General features: G+C 67.8%; 9 protein-coding genes and 2 pseudogenes. 8 read left to right on the top strand and 3 right to left on the bottom strand.

Annotated features, from left to right (window positions below; genetic code table 11):
• Nucleotides 1–12 precede the first annotated feature (12 nt).
• From G3I71_RS51180 to G3I71_RS19450, 6 genes and pseudogenes are all read left to right on the top strand, one after another.
• Nucleotides 13–471: pseudogene (locus G3I71_RS51180) on the top strand (SRPBCC family protein); the annotation flags it as partial.
• Nucleotides 472–483: 12 nt separating this feature from the next.
• Nucleotides 484–1,221 (top strand): SDR family NAD(P)-dependent oxidoreductase, encoded by a 738-nt coding sequence (locus G3I71_RS19470; protein WP_239149235.1) that lies wholly within the window; start codon nucleotides 484–486, stop codon nucleotides 1,219–1,221.
• Between the two features lie 32 nt (nucleotides 1,222–1,253).
• A complete protein-coding gene (locus G3I71_RS19465) occupies nucleotides 1,254–2,003 on the top strand; it encodes an SDR family NAD(P)-dependent oxidoreductase (protein ID WP_164316084.1) in 750 nt (249 codons plus the stop codon).
• A gap of 2 nt (nucleotides 2,004–2,005) precedes the next feature.
• A complete protein-coding gene (locus tag G3I71_RS19460) occupies nucleotides 2,006–2,329 on the top strand; it encodes an antibiotic biosynthesis monooxygenase family protein (protein ID WP_343243000.1) in 324 nt (107 codons plus the stop codon).
• Nucleotides 2,326–2,634 carry an antibiotic biosynthesis monooxygenase gene (locus G3I71_RS19455; protein WP_164316083.1) on the top strand — a complete coding sequence of 103 codons (309 nt, stop codon included), beginning with the start codon at nucleotides 2,326–2,328 and terminating at the stop codon, nucleotides 2,632–2,634. Before G3I71_RS19460 ends, G3I71_RS19455 begins: the two co-directional genes overlap by 4 nt.
• A 100-nt stretch (nucleotides 2,635–2,734) precedes the next feature.
• Complete coding sequence (locus G3I71_RS19450; RefSeq protein ID WP_164316082.1) at nucleotides 2,735–4,243, top strand: peptide MFS transporter; 1,509 nt, start codon at nucleotides 2,735–2,737, stop codon at nucleotides 4,241–4,243.
• Nucleotides 4,244–4,628: 385 nt separating this feature from the next.
• Here G3I71_RS19450 and G3I71_RS51175 read toward each other — a convergent pair whose 3' ends face one another.
• The 3 genes and pseudogenes from G3I71_RS51175 to G3I71_RS19440 all read right to left on the bottom strand — a co-directional run bounded on the left by G3I71_RS51175 (nucleotide 4,629) and on the right by G3I71_RS19440 (nucleotide 10,354).
• Nucleotides 4,629–5,036, bottom strand: a complete 408-nt coding sequence (locus G3I71_RS51175) for an RICIN domain-containing protein (protein ID WP_239149233.1) — start codon at nucleotides 5,034–5,036, stop codon at nucleotides 4,629–4,631.
• A gap of 12 nt (nucleotides 5,037–5,048) precedes the next feature.
• Nucleotides 5,049–6,401, bottom strand: a pseudogene (locus G3I71_RS19445) (endonuclease/exonuclease/phosphatase family protein); the annotation flags it as partial.
• Nucleotides 6,402–6,835: 434 nt separating this feature from the next.
• Nucleotides 6,836–10,354: an FG-GAP-like repeat-containing protein gene (locus G3I71_RS19440; RefSeq protein WP_164316080.1), complete on the bottom strand. Its 3,519-nt coding sequence runs from the start codon at nucleotides 10,352–10,354 to the stop codon at nucleotides 6,836–6,838.
• A 634-nt stretch (nucleotides 10,355–10,988) separates the two neighbouring features.
• On the opposite strand from G3I71_RS19440, the gene G3I71_RS19435 reads away from it, so the two are divergent.
• Together G3I71_RS19435 and G3I71_RS19430 are read left to right on the top strand one after the other, a co-directional pair.
• Nucleotides 10,989–19,058, top strand: coding sequence for a ricin-type beta-trefoil lectin domain protein (locus G3I71_RS19435; protein WP_164316079.1), 8,070 nt, complete (start codon nucleotides 10,989–10,991; stop codon nucleotides 19,056–19,058).
• A complete protein-coding gene (locus tag G3I71_RS19430; RefSeq protein WP_164316200.1) occupies nucleotides 19,058–19,318 on the top strand; it encodes a hypothetical protein in 261 nt (86 codons plus the stop codon). Before G3I71_RS19435 ends, G3I71_RS19430 begins: the two co-directional genes overlap by 1 nt.
• The last annotated feature ends 3 nt before the right edge of the window (nucleotides 19,319–19,321 follow it).

Below are 19,321 nucleotides of genomic sequence, written 5' to 3'. Positions count from 1 at the left end.
GGCCCGACTCTGATGGCAGGCCACACCCGCAACTCCGTCGTCATCGACGCCCCGATGGACCTCGTCTGGGAGCGCACGAACGACGTGGCGTCCTGGACCGAGCTGTTCAGCGAGTACTCCGTCGCCGAGATCCTGGAGCAGGACGGCCCCACCGTCACCTTCCGGCTCGCTCTGCACCCGGACGAGAACGGCAAGGTGTGGAGCTGGGTCTCTCAGCGCACCACCGACGCGGCGACCCGCACCGTCCGTGCCCACCGTGTCGAGACCGGCCCCTTCGAGTACATGAACATCCACTGGGAGTACACCCAGACCGACGAGGGCGTTCGGATGCAGTGGACCCAGGACTTCCACATGAAGGACGGGGCCCCGCTCGACGACGAGGGCATGACCGACCGGATCAACCGCAACAGCCTGGTCCAGATGGAGGTCATCAAGTCCGGGATCGAGGCCGCCGCCCGTGCGCGGCGCACACCGTTCGCGGACCTGGCGGGTAAGCGGATTCTGGTCACCGGCGGCTCCCGTGGCATCGGGCGTGGCATCGTGCTCGCCGCCGCTCGCGCCGGTGCCGACGTGGTCACCTGCTACCGCCGGGAGAACGACCACGTCACGTCGCTGACCAAGGAGCTCGCTCCGCTCCCCGGCACCCAGCACGTACTGCGGGCGGACGCGAGCGAGGCGTCCGGCGCCCGACTGCTGGCGGAGCAGGCCGGCAAGCTGCTCGGCGGCCTCGACGCGGTCGTGAACAACGCCGGCGACTTCGCGCCGGCGCCTTACGCGGAGCTGACCGACGCGGCGTGGGCCACGGCGCTGCAGTCGAACCTCACCGGCACCCACCAGGTGACACAGGCCGTGCTACCGCTGCTCGGCAAGGGCGCCTCGATCGTCAACCTCGGCTCCACGGTGGCTCGTATCGGCATGGCCGGCGGCGTCCACTACACCGCGGTCAAGCAAGCCCTGGTCGGCCTGACCCGTTCCCTGGCCCGTGAACTCGGCCCGCAGGGCATCCGGGTCAACACGGTCTCACCCGGCCGGATCGCCACCGAGGCGCTCGACGAGCTGCCGCCCCAGGTGGCCGCCCAGCAGCGTGCGGCCTTCTCGAAGTTCGCCGCCCTCGGCCGCCTCGGCACCCCGCAGGAGACAGCCGATGTCGTGCTGTTCCTGATCAGCGACCAGGCCTCCTACATCACCGGACAGAACATCCACGTCGACGGCTGTGTGTAAGTCACCGTCGCACCACTGAAAGGACAGATCACGTGGAACTCGGACTTCGGGGCAAGAACCTTCTGGTCACCGGCGGCTCCAGGGGCATCGGGCGCGGCATCGTGCTGGCCGCGGCCCGCGCCGGCGCCAATGTACTGACCTGCTACGTGAATGACAGCGAGTACGTCGAGAGTCTGCGCCGGGAGCTGAAGGGGACCGGCGGCAACCATGAGGTCGTACGCGCGGACGTCGGGGACCTGGAACAGGTCGATGCCCTGGTGGCGAGGTCCAAGGAGAAGTACGGAAAGCTCGATGGCATCGTCAACAATGCCGGTGTCATCAGCCACATACCCTTTGCCGAGCTTCCCTCGGACGAGTGGTCGCGTGTCCTGGACACCAACCTGACGGCTGCCTACCGCGTGATTCAGCAGTCGCTGCCGCTACTGGGAGCCGGCGCGTCGGTCATCAACATCGGTTCACGCGGTGCCGCCGCGGGCATTCCGCTGCGTGCCCACTACACCGCGGCCAAGGCGGCGATGATCGGCCTCACCCGCTCGCTCGCCAAGGAGCTGGGCGGCAGAGGGATCCGGGTCAACGTGGTCGCCCCCGGTGTCATCGAGACCGAGGCTTTCGACGCCATGCCCGCCGAGCGTGCCGAGGGTATGCGCGCGACGTACGCGCAGAAGACGGCCCTGGCGCGGCTGGGCCGGGTCGACGAGCTCGCCGCCCCGGTCCTGTTCCTGCTCAGCGATCTGTCGTCATATGTCACGGGTGAAACCCTGAACGTCGACGGAGGAATCTGACCGTGTCCGACGCAACTTTCCGGGTCATGCTCCGCATGCAGATCAAGCCCGGCATGGAAGCCGACTTCGAGCGGATGTGGAAGGAGGTCGGGGGCTCGGTCACCAGCCACCCGGCCAACCGCGGCCAGTGGCTGTCCAGAAGCACGACCGTCGACGAGGACGACATCTACTACATCATCAGCGACTGGGTCGACGAACCGCAGTTCCGCCAGTTCGAGACCAGCGACACCCACCTGCAGCACCGCACCAGGCTGCACCCGTACCGCAGCGGTGGCTCCATGGCGACGATGAACATCGTCGCCATGCTTTCGAGGACGGCCGCATGACGGTCGCTCCTGCCGTCGAAGTGGTGCTGTACCACCTGTCCCCCAGAGGAGAGGACGTTCTGGCGGCCTACCACGAGACCAGCCGTCGCATGGCCGGCACTCCTGGTCTGTTGGGCAACCAGCTGATGAACGAGCTGGGCCGCCCCGACAGCTATGTCGTGGTCAGCCACTGGGACGCATGGGAGTCCTTCGAGAAGTGGGAGAGCGGCCCGGAGCACAAGGGCCAGACGGCACCGCTGCGGGAGTTCCGCGACACCGAGCGGGCCCGTCCCTTCGAGATCTACAAGGTCCTCGCCAACTACTGAGACCGACCCGTGTCGAGGACTCTGCGGGAGACGCCGAACGTCTCCCGCGGAGTCCTCGACACCGCGGTCCGGAGCTCCGGCGTCGCACGAAGGAGAGAGCGTGGAGAGCCCGAGCCGGACGCACGACCACAGCGCGGGCGCACCTCTGCCCCCGGGTGAGGAGAGCCGGCCGTCCGGCACAGGCGGGCACGAGTCCCCGGTCCACAGCGGCGCTGTCCCTGTTCCCGAGGCCCGACGCGCGTTCATCACGCTGCTCGGCGTGGATCTCTGGGAACGGTTCAGCTTCTTCGGGATGGCCGCGATCCTGGTCCTCTACCTCACCGCGGCCCCCGCCGACGGCGGCATGGGCATGGCCTCGCAGACCGCCACCGCTGTGTTCGCCACATACATGTCGTTGAACTTCATGGCCGGACTACCCGGTGGCTGGCTCGCCGACCGGGTACTCGGCGCGCGCCGGGCCGTGCTTCTCGGCGGTGGACTCATCGCCACCGGACACGCCGTCCTCTCCCTCACCTCCGCTCCCGCGCTGTATGCCGGACTCTCACTCATCGTCGCCGGCACCGGTCTGTCCAAGCCTTCACTGGCCGCGATGGTCGCCGCCGTCAGTGATACCGAGAAGCGGGAAGAGGCGTTCTCCCGCTTCTACATGTGCATCCAGGTCTCCGCGCTCCTTGCCCCCGTCGTCACCGGACTGCTGGCAGAGAAGGTCTCCTGGCACCTCGGCTTCGCCGCAGCCGCCTTCGGCATGACAGCCGGCCTGGCCCAGTTCAGCATCGGGATTCGCGCCTTGGAACGGGTCGGCCGAGGCCCGACGCGTCCGATCTCGGGTGAAGAGGCCCGTACGGCGGCCCGGCGAGCAGGCATCATCCTCGCGGTCGCCACAGCCGCCGGCACCGCGCTCTCGCTCGGCGCGCTGCCGCTCACCGCGGTGCTGGCGCTGTTGGGGCTGGCAACCGTGGCTCTGCCGTTCCTTTATCTGCGGACGCTGAGCCGCCGTACATCCATCGACGGCAAGCGGCTTTCCGCGTTCACCGCTGTAATGGGTGCGTCGGCGGCCTTCTGGATGATCTTTGCCCAGAGCGGTTCCGTACTCTCCCTCTTCGCGGAGCGCCACACCGACCGCGTTGTCCTCGGCGTCGAGGTGCCGGCGAGCTGGATGCAGTCGGTGCACCCCCTGTTCGTGCTGCTGCTGGCCCCCTTCGTGACGCGGCTGCGCGGTGCGGTGACCACGAAGGTCGCGGGCGCGCTGGGCGTGGCCGGTCTGAGCTTCGTCGTCATGGCCGGGGCCGCCCTGCTGGCCCAGGAGCGCCCGGTCTCCATGGCCTGGCTGGTCGGCGTCTATCTGCTCTACTCCCTCGGCGAGATCGTCCTGGCCCCGGCCGGCCTCGCACTCACCGCAGCAGTCGCCCCTCCCGGTTTCACCAGCCGCTTCCTCGCCCTCAACGGCATGTTCGCCGCAGTCGGTGTGGTGCTGGGCGGCCAGCTCTACCGGCTGACCGCGGTGCTCCCGCTGCCGGCCTACTTCCTGCTGATGGGCACTGCTGTGCTCACGATCGGTGCCACTGTGGCAGCTATGGCCCGCCGTCTGCGTCCGAACCTGCCGGCCTGACGTCCTCCCCGCCGTACGGGTGCGGAGCGCCGAGCCGGTCCTGGTCCACAACCGCAGCGTCATCTCGATGGACGGGGCCGTGACCCGTACCGTGGCCCACGTCGGCGACAACGCGACGGTGGTGCGATCCGGCAGCGGTGGAGTCCGGAACACGACTATCTGGCCGAGGGGCCGGGATCGGTGGTCGTCGCCATCGACGGAGATCCCTCCATGCCGTCGTGAAACGGGCCGTCCGTTCACGGCGCCGTAGGCCTTGACGGGCACGGGACGGAAAGCGAGAAGCCCCGCCGGAAGGAAGCGGCGGGGCTTCTGGCGCTCGGCAAGGCGACAGAAGTACCCGCGCCCGCCACGCCGTCCGCTCACGCATCGGTCATGCGTGCGGGGGCTACGCCACTGCCTGCCACTGCTGGCAGGAGTTGTTCAGCCATGTCCAGAGGCGGACGTCGGTGCCGTCGGCGCCGGCACAGTCCGCCACGTCCGCGACCTTGCCGCTGTTGGGGTTCGTCAGGCGCAGCCACCCGCTGTCGGTGTCGGTGAGCGTCCACCGCTGGCAGGCGTTGTCCCACCACGTCCACTGCTGGATGTTGGTGCCGTCGGAGGTGCCGCAGTCGTTGACGTCGAGCACCTTGTCGCTGACCGTGCTGACGATCCGGCTGGTGCCGTCGCCCAGCGGTTCGATGCGCCAGCGCTGGTTGGCGCCGCCCGCGCAGGTCCAGAGCTGGACGTTCGCCCCGTCGTCGGCCGACCAGTTGTTCACGTCGAGGCACTTGCCGGTCGCCCGGTTGACCAGCATGAAGTCGTTCGGCGTGTAGATGAGGCCGACCTTGTCGAGCTCGTCGCCGGTACGGCCGTGGAACCCGGCGATCTGCCAGCCCGCGGGTGCGTTGCGGGTGACACAGTCCGAGGTGGTGGAGCCGCCGACGAGGGTGCGGCCGAGGCTGGTGGTGAACTTCGCGTAGAAGATCCGCGTGGTGTTGTTGTACTTGCCCTGGCACAGGTACGCGCTGGTCACGTACTCGGTGCTGCCCAGGGTCAGGGACGAGGCCGTGCCCCCGGTGCCGCCGTGGGTGAGCGTCGTGCCGTTGCTCAGGGTCACCGCGACCTGGTCGACCCGGTCGCCGGCGCGCAGCGAGATCCTGGTGGCCTGGGCGCCCCACGGCACGCCGGCGGCGTCGGTGAAGTAGTCGCCGTGCGGGCCGCCGAACTGGTCGCTGAACTGGAATGCGGGGTTGGTCTTCCAGGTGAAGGACGCGGTGATCGGGTCGTGGTCGGAGAGCATCAGGCCGGTGCCGGACTCGAGGAACTTGGCGTGCTCGTTGTTGTAGCTCGTCGAGTCGAGGGTGACGAAGCCGTTGCCGCGGTAGAGGATCTTGTCGACGACCTCGCAGGTGTTGGGCACGGTGGCGCCGGTCTGGTCGCAGACGAGCGCGTCGCTGCCCTTCACGGGAGCCACGCCGCCGCGGATGTTCTTCACCCAGGCGTCGGTGAGGCCGTTGGTGGCGGCGAACTCGGCGATGGTGTCGCCGGAGCGGGTGTAGCGGGTGTTGGTGTCACCCATCACCACGACCGCGTTGCCGGCGGAGTGGGACTGGATGAACGCTGTCAGCTGGTTGAGGTTGTCGGCGCGTGAGGCCAGGTCGCCGTCGTTGGTGCCGGCGTTGGTGTGCAGGTTGTAGAAGTCGACGTAGACGCCTTCGGCGAGACGCTCACGCATGAAGGTGAAGCCCTTGGGCGTCAGGCAGTCGCCGGAGTCCCACTGGCAGGAGTTCCAGCCGACCCGTTCGAAGTCGTCCTCGTCGTAGGAGATCTTCGAGAGGGTGTTGAGGCCGCTGCCGATTCCGGCGCCGCCGCTGGTGGGGGTGCGGTAGGCGTGGCTGGTGTCGCCGGCGTAGAGGTAGGCGTGGTAGTTGAAGTCCTCCTCGACGTGCACGACGTCGTACGAAGCGATCCGCTGACCGATCGCCGTCGTGGAGGTCTCGCGGTCGGTCGACGCGCTGGAGAGGATCTCCGGGAGCCCGGCGACGTTGTAGGACAGCACGTTGAAGGTGCCGGATGCCGCCGCCGTGGCCGCCGCGGCGGGCGGCGCCGTCGCGACGGTCACGCCCAGACCGGTGAGCGCGAGGGCGCCTGTGGCCAGACAGGAGAGAAGTCTTCGCATCGGTGTCTCCTTGGTGATGCGGGGTGGACGCCGGGCGGATATGTGTCCAGTGCATGCCAATTTGAACACTTCGGGCATGCATCGGTCGCGGCCGGGGCGCCACAGGGGAACTGGTGAGGTAAGGGGGGCGCCTGTCCTGTCGGGGAGTGCAGGCGCGGTGCGACTGTACGCGTCGACGGCCCTCTGATGTAAGCGGTTTCGGAGGTCGTCTTCGGACTCACAGGAACGTGCCTTCGCGGCGGCGGAACGCATCAAGGGCGGGCTCCCCGCCGGGGCCGCGATCAGGGGCGGATGGGGCCGGGCAGACAGGTGCAGCTCCTGGCGGACACGGGTGGTCTCGGTCGAGAACCCATGTCCGCCAGGAGCTGCTTCGTCGCGCGGGAGCGTCCGACTCGCGGCCGGTACCGCTGACTTGGAGGAGGCCCGGTGATCCTCTAGCCGATGGCTCCGACGGTGAGGGTCTTCCCCGTGTACGTGGTGGCACTGATGCCGGTGGCGGTGCCGTCGAGGCGGTAGAGGAGACCGGCCGGGGTGATGGCCCAGATGTCGGGGAGGTCGGTGCTGGTCATGCCGGGACTGCCGTAGAGGTAGGGGTAGGTGGTGGTGAGGAAGCCGCCGGTGGCGTAGGCACTGTCACCGTCGAGGCTTGCGGCGGAGCTGGCCAGGGTGGTCCAGTCGGTGCCGGTCGTCGAGGCGGCGGAGTGGCGGAGCCAGAGGTTGCCTGCGGCGGTGCGGTAGAGCAGGTCGATGGTGTCGTCGGAGTTGAAGTCGGCGAGGGTGACGAGGTCGCGGCCCGACCAGCTGCTCGCGGAGAGCTGGGTGGCGGTGGCGAAGCTGCCGCCGCTGTAACCACTGAAGATCCACAGGGCGTCGCCGGAGATGGCGAGGAGTTCGGGCTGTTCGTCGCCGTTGGCGTCGCCCATCGACTTGATGTCGGTGAGCGTGGCGGGGTCCGGGGCGTTCGAGGGGAGCTGGATCTCCTGGCGCTGGGAGACGTCGGTGCCGCCGTATCCGTCGCCGGGGTAGAGGTAGAGGCCGCCGTCCGGGGTGCGGACGACGAAGTCGGTGATGCCGTCGCCGGGGGCGAAGTCGCCGTTGTGGGTGATCAGGGCGTAGGTGCTGGTGCCGTTCCACCAGTGGCCGATGGAGGTGGCGTCGGTGAGGAGGGTGCCCTCGTCGTGCGTGGTCGGGGTGGAGGCGACGTAGGTACCGGTGTTGCTGATGCTCTCGATGTAGAGCTTGCCGGTGGAGCGGATGGCGGCGAAGTCGGGGATCTGGTCGCCGGTGTAGTCGGCGGCGCCGTCCGGTACGGCCTTGGGGGTGACGTAGAAGACGTACTTCTTGGCGTTGGAGGCGTTGCCGGCGGCGTCGTACGCCTTGATGTACAGGACGTTGGGTCCGGCCAGGGTGGGCTTGCCGGTGACGGTCTTGGAGGTGATGACCGTGGAGCAGGAGGCGGTGGGGCCGCCGGTGGTGCCGGAGGAGGAGGCGCAGACGTAGTTGGCGTAGGTGGTGGCGTTGAAGGAGTACGCGTACTTCACGACGTCGGTGTCGGTGGTGGTGAAGGTGAAGGCGCCGGTGGTGCCGAAGGTCTCCGTCGACCAGACGCTGCCGTTGCCGCTGCTGCCGTCGGGCTTGAGGTCCTCGGGGAAGACGGTGGAGACGGCCCCGGGAGTGGTGGGGATGGAGGTGTTGTAGGTGAAGCGGCAGACGTCGTCGCCTGTGGTGGGGGCCCAGCCGGAGTCGGTGCCGTCGTCGTCCTCGGCCCGTACACGCCAGGAGTAGTCGTAGCCGTTGGTGAACTTGGTGCCGGCGATCGCCCAGGACGCGGCACCGGTGGCGGTGGCGGCGGGCTTCGTCGCGGTGACCTTGGTGGTGCTGCTGTAACCGGTCCGCCAGTACTCGAAGTAGAGGGACGCGAGGTCGCCGTCGGGGTCGGTGGCCTTGGCGGACAGGGTGATGGTGGTCTGCTTGCCGATGTTGATGTAGGGGCTGGCCGAGGTGTCGCAGGTACCGGCGGTGATGGCCAGGTTGGTGGGGGTGTTCGGGGCGCGGAGGTAGGTGATGGACAGGTCGGGGGCGTGATCACCCTCGGCGCTGAACTTCTTCCAGGTGTAGGGGTCGGTCTCGGCACCGGAGCCGGAGGCGGAGTTGGCGCGCAGCCCGATGGTGAAGGAGGTCCAGCCGCCGTCGGCGGCGGACTGGGCGAGGGACTTGATGTTGAAGTCGACGTCGGCGTCGGGGCAACTGCTGGACTTCCAGCCGTGTGCGAAGGACTTCTCGGTGATGAGGTCCTTCCAACTGGGCTGGTTGTTCCAGGTGGTGGACGAGGAGATGCCGCCGGTGTGCCACAACTCGACCTGGCGGGCCGAGCACGACCAGGAGTGGGTCTCCCGGACCTTGACGGTGGCGGACCTGACGGTGGCTCCCTTGATCTTCTTGTTGAGTTTGAGCCGGAAGAACGAGCGGGCGGTGCCCCACGTGTCGGACTCGTAGCCGACGCGGGCCTCGGTGGTGCCCGTGTTGTAGTTCGCGCCGTCGAAGAAGCTGGAGGAGGGGTACCTCTTGTAGGCGGTGGTCCAGGCGTCGGTGACGCCGGAGACGGACGGGTCGATGAAGACCGGGTACGTGGTGCCGGCGGCGGTGAGGAGTTTGGTGTCCGCCCGGACGGTGAGGTAGGCGCCGTCGGTCAACAGGGCCTGGGCGGTGGCGGCGTGGGTGCCGGGGACGGGACCGGCCAGACCTTGCAGGGCCAGGGTGTCGGTTGTGGACAAACCGGCCGGGGCCGCGCGGGTGAAGCTCGCGGGCTCGGCACTGGCGGTCTCGCTGCCGGTCTCGGTGTCGTCGCCCGTGCTGGTGTCGGGGGAAGCGGTGGCGGACGTCGATCCGTTGTCCGGGTTGGTCTCCTCCGGGGTGACGGCCTCGTCGTTCTCGCTCTCGGTGATGGTCTCCTCGTCCGACTCCTCCGAGGCCGACGCGCTGGGGTCGGCCTCGGGGCTCCCGGTGTTCTCGTCCGTGGGCTCGGGGTCGTCGCCGATCGTGACGTCGGGGGTCCCGGCGGAGTCCCACATCAGGGGGGTGGGGGAGACCGCGACCTCGGTGCCGTCGGAGGTGTGGGCGGTGACGGTGTCGGTGGCCGGGTCGATCTGGAAGGTGAGGTCGGGGGAGGTGAGCCGGTAGGTGAGCTCGGTCAGCGCCTCGGCGGCCGCTGCCTCGGGGGTGTGGACGATCAGTACGTGGGAGAAGCCGGTGTCGCGGGCGGTCAGCAGGAGGTCCACGTCGGGAAGGACGTCCCGGTAGAGGGCCTGGGCGTCGGTGATGACGGGCTCGGGCAGGGCGCCGGGCCAGGACACGGTCAGGTCGTGTCCGCCGGTCGTGAGGGTGACCAGGTCCGACCACGTGCTCGGGATGGTGGGGGTCGCCGGGTCCTCCTCGGTGGACCCGGTGCCCGACTCGTTGTCGTCGCCGGCGGCGGTGTACGCGGCCTGCTGCGGACCGGAGTAGGTCGCCTGCCGTGCACTCGCGTAACCGGCCTGGCGCAGACCCGACTTGACCGCGCCACCGGTGTCGCCGGAGTTGCCGGGACCACCCGAGGAGAAGGTGACAGGGGTGGGGGAGGCGGTGGTGGTCCAGCCCTGCTCGGTGGCGACCAGGCTGGTGTCGATGTCCTGCCACTGCCCGTCGGCGTTCCTGGCGCGTATGGGCTGGGCGTGGGTGGTGAGGGTGAAGGTTCCGTCGGGGTTGGCGTAGGTGGTGGACGACTCGTCGCGCAGCGCGGTCACCTCGACCTTCGTACCGGTGGCACGGGCCTTGTCCTGCGCGGTGTCCTCGTCCACCGGCCTCACCTTGGCGGCGGGCTTTTCCGGTCCCGACCCGGGAGTGCCGAAGCCGAAGCCGGATTCCAGCAGGGCCAGGCCCAGAGCGGTCGCCGCGACCGCGGCGACGAGTGCCACGAGTGGCTTCGTTCGCCGGTGGCCGGCTCTCTTGGTCGGTTCCTCGTCCACGGTGTTTCCCGTCCCCTCGCGCATATCTCTGACTCCGCCCCGAATTCCTCTCCAGCCGTTTTCGGACACACCACGGGCAAGAGGATCGCTGGGGAAGTATCACCCCTCCCGGGAATGGCTTTCCGGGATGCGTCAAACACTGTGCGGATTCTGTGCCTCCGGAATCGGAAGAGATAAACGCCTTGCGTGGCCGACCGGTGTATGCCGCGCTGCAGAGAGGATCGGACGTAACGTGACGAGGCGGGTCAATGTTCAGGTCAAGTTACCCCTGTTTTACCTCTCGTATGCCAAATGAATAGTTTCTCTTGGGTTGTGATCTTGCGAGAGAATAACCCCATGCTGTGCATGGTTGAGTTCTTTTTCCTTCGCCGAACCAATTGCACCGTTGTCTATTCGTTATAAATGCCGGTCGGTATTGACCGGAGATCCTCGCGGCATGTAGAAATCGCGCTCATATCAATCATGTTGTGACGCCGCCTGCCCAATCACCGTGCTGTCGATGGTGTTTCGGGATTCCGGGATTGCGTGGGTCGAGAGGGCGGGGTCGGCGGTGCGCAGTGCTTCCTGGTGTGGGCGCGGGGCGTTGAGAAAGACGCGGGCGCGTCGTGCGCGGGCCCGGCTGGCGGTGGTGACCGGTCTGTTCCTGGCGCTGATGCTGGGAGCCTCGCCGGTGGCCTACGCCCTGCCGCCCAAGGACGACGCCCGTACCGGCGTGGACCTGGTGGAGCTGCCCGAGGCCGACGCGCTGGCCGAGGACGGCACCAAGACGGCTTCACTCGAGTCTCTGGAGGCGGTGACCTCCACCGAGGTCGACGACTTCCAGGCCCTGTACACCGAACCCATCGAGGGTGGTTCGGCCGCGGCCAGCCTGACCGGTCTGGAGGCCGGGGAGCTGGTGAAGGTCACCGCCACGGACGGCACGGTCCCGGTCGAGATCGGCGCGCCGGCGGACGCGACCTCCGCGGAGGCGACAGCCCTTGAGGGCAACTGGGCGGTGTCGATGGCCTCGGACGCTGAGGCGGACGCCGCCGGTGTGGAGGGTGTGGTCCTGGAGGTCGCGCCGCCGGCCACCGCGACGGGCGAGGCCGTCATCGCGCTGGACGCCGCGGACTTCTCGCAGAACTACGGCGCGGAGTGGATGGACCGCCTGGACTTCTGGATGTACCCGTCCTGCTTCCTGACCACCCCCGACGTGGAGGGCTGTTCGGAGCCGACCGCCGTGCCCACCGAGGTGGTGTACGACGAGGTCGCCACCACCGTCACCGACACGACCGTCGACGAGGACAGCGGGGAGAGCACCACCACCGAGAAGGCGGGCACCGACCTCGCGCCGACGGTCCACGTCACGGTGGACGTCGAGGCGCTGGTGGCCGACCCGACCGCCACCACGTCCACGGCGACGACGGCCGCCGCGACCGGTACGGGCTCGGTGTCCAACGCCGTGTACACCACCCCCGCGGACGACGGCGCCGACTCCGGCATCCGCACCATCGCGAGCGGCTCGTCTGGTTCGGGTGTGCTGATGGGCAGCTCCGACGGGGCCGGCGCGGGCGGTGACTTCGCCGCGACCCCGTTGCCCGCGTCCGGTTCGTGGTCGGCGGGGTCCTCCTCGGGCGCGTTCACCTACTCGTATCCGCTGGCCGGTCCGACGGTGCCGAACGGGCCGACGCCGAACGTGGCCTTCTCGTACAACTCCCAGTCGGTGGACGGCAAGACCTCCTCGACCAACAACCAGGCGTCCGGGATCGGCGAGGGCTGGTCCTGGGACCCGGGCAGCATCAGCCGGACGTACACCTCGTGCATGCTGGACGCGACCACGGGAGCCAACAACAAGGGCAAGACGTCCGCCGACCTGTGCTACGGCACCAAGAACGCGACGCTCACCCTCAACGGGACGACCACCGAACTGGTCTACCAGTCCGGAGCGTGGCGGACCGCGAACGGTGACAACACCAAGATCGAGCTGCTGACGAACACCGCGCTGGCCAACGGGGACGACGACGGCGAGTACTGGCGCATCACCGACACCGCGGGCACCCAGTACTACTACGGGCTGAACCACCTTCCCGGCTGGGCGTCCGGGAAGGGCACCACCGACTCGGTGTTCACCGTGCCGGTCGCCTCCAACCACGACGGAGAGCCCGGCTACAACGCCACGTTCAAGAACTCCTTCCAGGACCAGGCCTGGAAGTGGAACCTGGACTACGTCGTCGACGTCAACGGCAACGCCATGTCCCTGTGGTGGGAGTCGGAGACCAACCACTACGCCAAGGCCTTCGACTTCGACAACCCCGTAGCCTACGAGCGCGGCGGATTCCTCAAGCGCATCGACTACGGACAGCGCTCCGACACCCTCTACACCGCCGAGCCGCTGGCCCGGATGACCTTCACCGCGGACGAGCGGTGCCTGGAGTCCGAGGCCAAGTGCACCTCGGACCACTTCACCTCCGGCAACTGGTCGGAGAACTACGTCTGGTACGACACCCCCGCCGACCTGTACTGCGGTGACTCGGGCGACTGCACGAATCCTTCGCCGACCTTCTGGTCCCGCAAGCTGATCACCCAGGTGACCTCCTGCACCCAGCGGGTTCAGGGGGCCTCTCTGACCCCGTACGACTCGAAGGCGGGGACCGGCGACCGGCACGCCTGCGCCCTGTCGGGGCAGACCAGCACCCCCCTGGCCAAGGTGGACCGGTGGGCGTTGAAGCAGTCCTTCCCCTGGGACAAGACCGGGCACTACACGGCCCTCTGGCTGGAGTCGGTCACCAGGACGGGCTACGGGGTCGACGGGTCCACCGAGACCCTGAACCCGGTGTCCTTCCACAGCAAATTGCTGCCCAACCGGATACCCACCAGCTCCACCGACAAAAGCTCCACCTTCGCCCGGCTGCGGATCGACACGGTGATCTCGGAGTACGGCGGCGAGACCCAGGTCACCTACTCCACCCCGGAGGGGGCATGCGACTCGGGCACCGGCTTCCCGGACCCCGACGAGAACCACCTGCTCTGCTATCCGGTGTACTGGCACGCCGACCCCGAACTGGCCGACCAGAAGATCTCCTGGTTCCAGAAGTACGTGGTCGACATGGTCGTCGAGATGCCGAACATGACCGGCGTCGAGGACAAGACCACCAGCTACGCCTACACCACCTTCGATGACGCGGTCGACGGGGCGCTGTGGTCCTACAACCGGGCCGAGGGCAGCCGCAAGAAGACCCGCACCTGGGACCAGTGGCGCGGCTACCCCCGGGTCACCGTCACGGTCGGCTCGGACATCACTGGTTCGAAGGCCACCAAGACCGCCACTCGCTACTTCCGCGGGATGAGCGACGACCTGTACGTCTCCGGCAGCGGGACGAGCGCGGTGTGGAAGACGCGCGACATCACCATGTACGACGCCGACGGGACCATCAAGGCGGACAAGGAGCCGTACGCGGGCATGGTCGCCGAGGCGATCGTGTACGCGGACGGGTCCTCCGCCGCGGGCTGGGTGTCGCGGACGGTCAACATCCCCGACGACCCGACGGTCCTCGCCACCCGTGTCCGAGGCGTCGCCGACACCGACACCAGCCGGGTGATCACCGACGATCCCGACCTGTACGCCTGGCGGGTCACCCTCGGCACCACCAAGACGGTCACCAGGTCCTCGGGCAAGGGCGACGACTCCTCCGAACTGCGGACGGTCTCCACCCAGACCGCATACGACTCCACCTACGGTCTGCCCACCAAGGTCGTCTCCCACGGCGATCTCGCGGTGACGGGCGACGAGTCCTGCACCTACACGACCTACGTCAACGACACCACGCTGAACCTGATCGGCCTGGTCTCCTCGACGATCTCGGTGACCGGGACGAGCTGCGCGACCAGCCTGTCCTCGTCGACCGCGTCGACCTTGCTCTCGGCCTCGAAGATGGCCTATGACGGGGCGAGCGCGGCCTCGACCGGCCAGACCCTGACCAAGGGCCAGGTCACCAAGGTCTGGGACCCCACCGCGACCGGCACCGCCTGGAACAGCGTCCCGGCCTCCACCACGGTCTATGACGACTACGGGCGGGTGACGTCCTCCAAGGACTACCAGGAGAACCCGGACACCATCACCTTCACCCCGCCCAAGGGGCAGGTGTACTCGGTCACCTCGACCAACGCCAAGACCCAGTCCTCGACCTCCACCCTGGACCCGGGCCGCGGGGTCGGTCTGACCGAGAAGGACGCCAACGACAACATCTCCTACGTCGCCTACGACCCGCTGGGCCGGGTGTGCGCAGGCTGGGAGGCCGGCACCACCCCGAACACCACCTACGGGCCGGTGTGCGAGGAGGACCTGCCCGTCGGCGACGACGGCGAGACCGCGAGGACCTGGGACGAACAGTCCACCGGCAGGCCGAACGCGACCTTCGTCTACAACACCGACCCCAAGAAGCCCGTCTCGGTGGTCACTTCAGGCCTGAAGGACGACGGCACCTACACCGACACCACCGTCATCTACGACGGCCTCGGCCGGGTACGGCAGGAGCAGACCGGCGCGGTGGGCGGCAAGGGCCGTCTGATCACCGACACCCTCTACAACGCCAACGGCCAGATCCGCTCCACCAACAACGCCTACTACACCGACGGCGTCCCCGACACCTCGGTCTTCGCCCCCAAATCCACCTCGACCGTCCCCAACGCCACCCAGTACTCGTACGACGGACTGGGCCGCACCACCACCATCACCCCGGTCTACAACTCGTACGTCCAGGACGGCACCCCCGACCCCGACGACGGCACGAAGACCCAGAACCGCACCACCACCTACCTCTACGGCCTGGACTACACCACCGTCGTGCAGCCGACCGGTTCGGCCTCCTCCCGCACCTGGGTGGACACCCTGGGCCGCACCAGCCGGATGGACACCTTCTCCTCGAAGTCCGCCGCCGCGTCCAACTCCTTCACCGCGTCCGACTTCACGTCCACCCGCTACACCTACGACGCGCGCGGCGACCAGACAGGCGTCACCGACAGCGCCGGGAACGTCTGGACGACCACCTACAACGCGATCGGTCAGCCGGTCACCTCCACCGACCCCGACACCGGCACCACCACCCTCACCTACGACACCCTGGGCCGGGTCGCGACCTCGAAGAACCAGGCCGGGTTCACCACCAAGACCAGCTACGACGTCCTGGACCGCCCTCTCCTGATCGAGGACAACAGCACCGGCACCGACCTGCTGTCGTACACCTACGACGACACGACGGTCGCCAACGGGGTGGGCCAGCTGGCCAGGGCCACCCGCTACACCGACGGCAAGGCGTACACCACCTCGGTCGGCGGCTACACCCTGGATGGCAACCCGACGTCCAAGACGCTGACCCTGCCCGCGGTGGCGTCGGGGCTGCTCTCGACGGCGGAGGGTTTCGCCACCACCTACACCACCAAGTACGCGTACACCGAGTCCGGGCAGCTGGCCTCCTACACCACCCCTGCGATGGGTGGCCTGCCCGAGGAGAAGGTGATCGTCCGTTACAACGCGGACGGTCTGCCCGTCTCCACTTCGGGTACCGACTGGTACACCTCGCAGACCTCTTACAGCGTGTACGGGGAGGTCCTGCGCACCACCACCGGTGAGCAGGGCTCGCGGGTGTGGACGACCAACCTGTTCGACGAGGCGACCGGGCAGGCCGAGACGACTCTGGTGGACCGCGAGTCGACCTCGGACGCGACGTCGGGGCTGACCGGTCACCGGGTCAACGCCCGGACCTACGCCTATGACCTGTCGGGCAACATCACCAACACCGCCGACACCTACGCGGCCGTCGTGGACCGCCAGTGCTTCACCTACGACGGGATCGGCCAGCTCACCGAGGCCTGGACCACCCAGCGCACCGAGTGCACGGTGCCGGTCGCCACCGACGGCACGGTGAACGTGACCGCGGACAACGCCGGCTACTGGCAGTCGTACCGCTACGACGAGCTGGGCAACCGCAAGACCCTGAACACCCACAACGCCAAGGTGTCGTTCCTTCTGGACGGGTCGGTGAACACCGCCGCCGACTCCACCACGTCCTACGTCTACGGCATCAAGGACACCACGAAGGGCTCGGGGCTGGCCCAGCCGCACACCCTGACCTCGATGGAGTCCGTCTACACCAACGCGGCCAACACGAAGGTGACCGCGGCCTCCACCCTGAAGTACGACGAGCTGGGGCAGACCACCACTCGGACGATCGGCGGGGACGCGCAGGGCATCACCTGGACCTGGGACGGCAAGGCGCAGACGGTCACGGGCTTCGGGGCGACAGGCAAGGGCGCCTATACCTCGGGGCTGAACTCGGGCCTGTGCATGGACCTGTCGTCGGCGTCGACCACGGCCGGTACCGCGATCCAGATGTGGCCGTGCAACAGCAGCAAGGCCGAGCAGTTCCGTGTCGAGGACGCGGTCACCACCGATACCACCGCCAAGGGTGCGTTGCAGGTGGCCGGGGTGTGTGTGCAGCCTGCGGGCAAGGCTGTCGTGGCCGGTACCGCGGTCGTGGTCGCGGCCTGCGACGACACGGCTGCCCAGCAGTGGACGGTCACCTCGGCCGGGGGCCTGAAGTACGCGGCCACCTCGATGTGCCTGGTCTCTCCGTCCAACTCCACCACCTCGGGCGTCGATCTGGTGCTGGGCACCTGTGACGGCAGCACGTCCCAGGCCTGGAACCCGGCGGACAAGACGTCCTACGTGTACGACGCGTTCGGCAGCCGGATCATCTCCACCACCGCCAACGACCGCACCCTCTACCTGGACGACACGACCCTCTCGCTGCGCTCCACGGGTGCGGTGAACTACGTCGAGCGGTCCTACGCCCAGCCGGGCGCGCCCACGGTGATGCGCCGGGGCACGGGTGAGACGAACCTGTACGCCCTGGTCACCGACCATCACGGCACACCGATGGCCGAGATCAAGCTCACCACCGGCAACCAGACCAACTTCTCCAGGCTCGACCCGTACGGCAACGAGCGTACGGAGAGTTCCAACTTCCGTGCCCACACCGGTTATGTGGGCGGCACCGACGACAACACCACGGGCCTGACCCACCTGGGAGCCCGCGAGTACGACCCGTCCACCGGCCGGTTCCTGTCCGCGGACCCGGTCCTTGACCTCACCGATCCGCTCCAGGCCAACGGCTACAACTACGCCAACAACAATCCCGTCACCCACGCGGACCCCACCGGCCTGACCTCGACCGCCTCCACGTTCGACGCGGCCGAGGCGGCTTTGGACGCGCAGATCGCCGCGCAGGAGAAGATCCTGTCCGGGTCGGTCGCGGACATCGTGCGGACCTACGGATGGGCTCTGTTCAAGGAGTTCATCGGCTGGGACGACGTCATGGGCTGCTTCACCCAGGGTGACCTGTGGGCGTGCGGCTCTCTCCTGGTGGACGCGATCCCGTGGACGAAGGTCTTCAAGCTGGCCTACAAGGTCGCCAAGGTCGTCGGCCGGATCATCAGCGGCATCAAGGCCCTGAACAAGGCCAAGGATGTCGCCCGTAAGACCATCGCCAGCCTGAAGGCGGCGAAGGCGGCCATCAAGCGGGCCAAGGCCGAGGCGAAACGCAAGGCCGCCGAGGCCCTGAAGAAGGCCAAGGAGAAAGCCCTGGCGGCCAAAGCCGCCGCGAAGAAGAAGACCGGCACCGGCTCCAAGGGCACGGCCGGCAAGGCCGAACACACCAAGGCATCCGCCGCCGCCAAGTCCAACGACGCGAAGAAGGCCAAGGACAACCACGCGGACGGCGGCGACAGCACGGACGCCGACGACAGTGGCAGCAGCGGTGACAGCGGATCGGGCGGGTCCTGCCCCACGCCCCACAGCTTCCTGCCCGGCACCCAGGTCCTTCTGGCCGACGGCACCACCAAGAACATCGAGGACGTCGAGAACGGCGACCAACTGGCCGCCAACGACCCCGAGACGTCGACGACCTCGGGCACCGAGACCGCCGCAGCGACGATGACCACCTACGACGACAAGGACTTCACCGTCCTGACCGTCAAGGCGGCCGACGGCACGACGTCAAAGCTGACGACCACCGACACCCACCCCTTCTGGGTCACCGACCCCGCCGCCGCCCCCACCGACGGCACCTGGGTGGAAGGCGGCCACCTGACCTCCGGCCAGTGGCTCCAGACCAGCGCCGGCACCCACGTCCAGATCACCGCGATCAGCCGGTACACCAAGACCCAGGTCACACACGACCTGACCGTCAGCAACGTCCACACCTACTATGTGCTGGCGGGGGCTGCGCCGGTCCTGGTCCATAACTGCGACGGCGACGTTAGTTGGGTCAACGAGAACGCCAACATGAGTTCTGCGGCGCGCGCTTATGATGCTGGGGCAGCAGGCTCCAGGGCTGGTGTAGCTCCGGCGCTCCAGTACTACAAGGCTGGCGGGAATAGCCTTTCTCAGATCAAGTTTGATGGGTTTGATGCGGCCAATGGGGTGATGATTGACCGAAAGGTAAGCGTCACTACTTTCAACAAGACATACCGGCAGGCCATGAATCAATCTCTGGCGCTTGAGCAGAATGGTTTCACGGGGCGGTGGGAGGTTCCTACCGAAGCCCAGGCTGCGCGGGCCCGAAAGGTCCTCGGCAACCTCCTGATCACCAATATTCGAGTGAGGGTCGTACCTTGATGGACGTTAAAAAAGTCCTGGTTCGGGCATTTGTAAGCGTCGTCGTATCGATCGACTTGACGGACGACGAAGAAATTGATCCGGATATCGCAACGGACATCCTTGAGCCTGCAGCTGCTCTATTCCTGGATCTCTCCGAAGAAGGGCGTCGGGAAGTTATTTCCCTGATTCTCGAGTGTGCCGAACTAGAAGAGAACCCGGAGCGTAAAAGGGCGATTCTGGGGCTTCCAGAGGCTATCGGCCTTCTCGATGAAGACTGAATC

Origin of the sequence: Streptomyces sp. SID12501 (assembly GCF_010550245.1) — a bacterium.
Taxonomy (GTDB): Bacteria; Actinomycetota; Actinomycetes; order Streptomycetales; family Streptomycetaceae; genus Streptomyces.
This window is presented reverse-complemented; position numbering and strand designations above follow the sequence as displayed.